This window comes from Achromobacter pulmonis, from assembly GCF_002885955.2.
Lineage (GTDB): Bacteria > Pseudomonadota > Gammaproteobacteria > Burkholderiales > Burkholderiaceae_B > Achromobacter > Achromobacter pulmonis_A.
Genome location: NZ_POQS01000027.1, coordinates 1 through 2,979, shown reverse-complemented (window position 1 = coordinate 2,979; position 2,979 = coordinate 1). Strand labels below are relative to the sequence as shown.

The window sequence follows — 2,979 nt, the reverse complement described above, 5'->3', positions numbered from 1 at the left end:
CCCGCAGCACCTGATAGCGGCTCAGGCCGCTGGCCGCGGCCAGGTCGGCCAGCGACAGCGCGGCGGCCGGATCGTCGTCGATCAGGCTGCGCGCGTGGCGGATCGCGTCGGGCGCGCCGCGCGGCCGGTCGCGGACGCGCGCCGGCGCCGCGCCCGCCCGCGCCAGGATGCGCAGCAGCAGCACGTCGCAAGCCAGCGGCGCGGCGCCGGCCGTCGCCTGCGCGTACAGCGCCAGCACGTCGCGGGCCAGTTCGGGGCGGTCCTGCGCGGGGTGTTCGAATTCGTAGCCGCGCAGGGCGGCGGGCAGTCCGGCGGCGGCTTCGGCCACCACCTGCGGGTCCAGGTACAGCATCTGCCAGGCGCGCAGGCCGTCGCCCAGCGGCGCGCCGTCGTGCACTTCGCCCGGATTGACGGTGATGACGTGGCCCGGGCCGGCCTCGACCTGGCCGCGGCCGCTATGGGAAACCTGGGCGCCCAGGCGCATGACGCCGATGCCGTACTGCTCGTGCGTATGGCGCGCGAACCGGTGCCGGCTGTGCGCGGCCACGGCCTGCACGCCGGCGAGCGCGCTGCGCTGCATGAGGAACTGGCCTGGGTTCATGGGAGCGGTCGGCCTCCGTAGTCGGACCCCAGGCAGTATCGCCCGCCCGGACCGGCGCGATCAAGCTATTGCAGGCCGTTCCAGCGGGCCACGGCGGGTTCGGCCGCGGCCCATTTCCATTGGCCGCCGGGCTGGCGGCAGATCAGGCTGGTGTAGGCGGGCGCCGGCGCCTGGTCCTGCTCGACCGTGAACAGCACTTCGCGGCAGCGCGTCAGCGGGGTGTCGATGTCGCGCACCACCTGGATGGCGCCGCGCTCGTTGCCCACCGGCAGCGCATGGCGGATCTGCCACTGCCGCACGTGCCCGATGGCGAGTTCGCCGGCGGCGTTGGCCATGACGTTCTGCTGGTCGTTCTTCCATTCGCGCAGCACGTATTTCACGCTGGCGTCGACCGCGGCCTGCACGGTCACGCCGATGGCGTAGCCCGCCACCGGATTGGCGGTGGCCGCGCCGCTGACCGTGCCGACCACGGCGCCAGCCGCGCCGCCGATGGACGAGCTCTGGCAGCCGGCCAGTCCCAGGCTGGCGGCCGCCAGCAGGCTTGCGGCGCGCATCACTGCAGCGAGCCCCAGCGCGCGGTGGCCGGCTCGGCGCTGGCCCAGCGCCAGCGCGCGCCGTCGCGGCACACGGTGGTGACGTAGAACTCGCGCGCGGGCGGTGCGCCGCGCTGTTCGGCCGGGGTGTCGATGGAAAACACGACTTCCTTGCATTCCAGGTCCACGCCGCCGATCAGCCGGCTGACGGTGACCTGGCCCTGCGCATCGCTTTCGATGGGAAGCTGGTGCCTGACTTGCCAGCTGGCCACCTTGCCCACGGCCAGCGGGCCGGCGGCGGCGGCGATCGCGTCCTGCTCCTCGCCGCGGGTCTTGCGCTGCGCATAGGCCAGAGCGGCCTGCGCGCCGGCCTGCACGCCCAGGCCGATGCCGGTGGCCACCGTGGGGTTGTCCGTGACCTTGTTGGCGATGGCGGTGCCGGCGATGCCGGCGGCCGCGCCGGTGCCCTCGCTCAGCAGCGAACTGCAGCCCGACAGCGCCATGAGCGCGGCGAGGACGAGCGCGCCGCGGACCGCGGCGCCGGGCGAAAAAATGTACGACAAACTACCTGCCCTCCTGCGTGATGCCTGGCGCGGCAAGTATAGGAGCGCGCGCCTGCGCGCCGGTAACGGATTTGCATTTGTTGGCAATTTTGCGCGCGTCGGCTAGACACGCGCGCCCTTGGTGTAGACCTCGCGCAACGCGGCGGCGAACAGTGCGTCGACGTTGCGGCGCAGGCCGTCGGAGCGCGTGAAGAGCGAGATCGGCGGCAGGGTCCAGTCGAACGAATACGGCACGATGGCCGCGCCGGCGATGCGCACCAGTTCGTCGGCGATGTCGGCCGGCAGGATGGTGACCGCGCGGTCGCTGGCGACCACCATTTCCCCGATCAGCTTGGAGGAATCGCTCTGCACCGAGGGCGGCGGGGGCGCGAGCCCGGCGCGCAGGAAGATGTCGGCCACCTGCTCGCGGATCGGGCTGCCGGGCGTGCCGAGTATCCAGTCCAGGTCGGCCAGCCGGTTCCATTCCAGCCGCGACCGGGCGAGCCGCGCGGCCAGCCGGCGGCTGGCGATCAGGCGCGGCTGCTGGCGGTAAAGCACCTCGAAGGCGATGTTGGTCATGTCCACCGACGGGGTGGCCCAGCCCACCACCAGGTCCAGGCTGTGGTCGCGCAGCTGGCGCAGCAGGGCCGGACCCTGGCCTTCGTGGATGGTGGCGGTGATGTGGCGGCCCTGCGGGAGGGTGCGGCCGATGGCCGCCGACAGCATCTGGCCCGAAACGAACGGGATGACGCCGATATGCAGATGGGCCGCGTGGCCGGCGGCCACCGCCTCCATTTCCTGGACCAGATGGCCCAGGTCGTGGACCAGGGCGCGGGCCCGGGCCAGCACCACGGCGCCCAGGGCGGTGGGCGTCATGCCGCGCACGGAGCGGTCGAACAGCGGCACGCCGAACATGTTTTCCAGCTCGGCCAGGGCGTTGGTGACCGCCGGCTGGCTGGTGGCCATGTGCTCGGCCACCCGGGTCAGCGAGCCGTGCTGCTCGATCTGCAACAGCAGCATCAGGTGGCGCATCTTCAGCCGCGAGGTCAGTTTCCGGACCACCAGGTCCGGATCGAAGGCGGTCATAGGGAATGCATAAGGTAAACGTAATGGGACGATATTAAATCCGAATGATCTACTTATATCTTGGAGCCTAGAATTTTTCTATCTCAACCAGGAGGCACAGCTCCATGAATGACCAGTCGGACCGCCAGGCGGCATTGGACTATCACGAATATCCCACCCCGGGGAAAGTCTCGGTCGTGGCTTCCAAGCCGCTGGTCAACCAGCGCGACCTGGCGCT

Annotated in this window: 4 protein-coding genes; all 4 read right to left on the bottom strand. The window is 71.1% G+C overall.

What is annotated here, in order from left to right; translation table 11 throughout:
• Nucleotides 1-601: AraC family ligand binding domain-containing protein (locus tag C1I89_RS33445; protein WP_102776402.1), on the bottom strand; the 601-nt coding region annotated here is incomplete at its 3' end.
• A gap of 65 nt (nucleotides 602-666) precedes the next feature.
• Nucleotides 667-1,155 (bottom strand): hypothetical protein, encoded by a 489-nt coding sequence (locus tag C1I89_RS33440; protein ID WP_102776401.1) that lies wholly within the window; start codon nucleotides 1,153-1,155, stop codon nucleotides 667-669.
• Complete coding sequence (locus C1I89_RS33435) at nucleotides 1,155-1,637, bottom strand: hypothetical protein (RefSeq protein ID WP_111826312.1); 483 nt, start codon at nucleotides 1,635-1,637, stop codon at nucleotides 1,155-1,157. Before C1I89_RS33435 ends, C1I89_RS33440 begins: the two co-directional genes overlap by 1 nt.
• A 162-nt stretch (nucleotides 1,638-1,799) precedes the next feature.
• Nucleotides 1,800-2,762, bottom strand: coding sequence for a LysR substrate-binding domain-containing protein (locus C1I89_RS33430; protein ID WP_102776399.1), 963 nt, complete (start codon nucleotides 2,760-2,762; stop codon nucleotides 1,800-1,802).
• Nucleotides 2,763-2,979 lie beyond the last annotated feature (217 nt).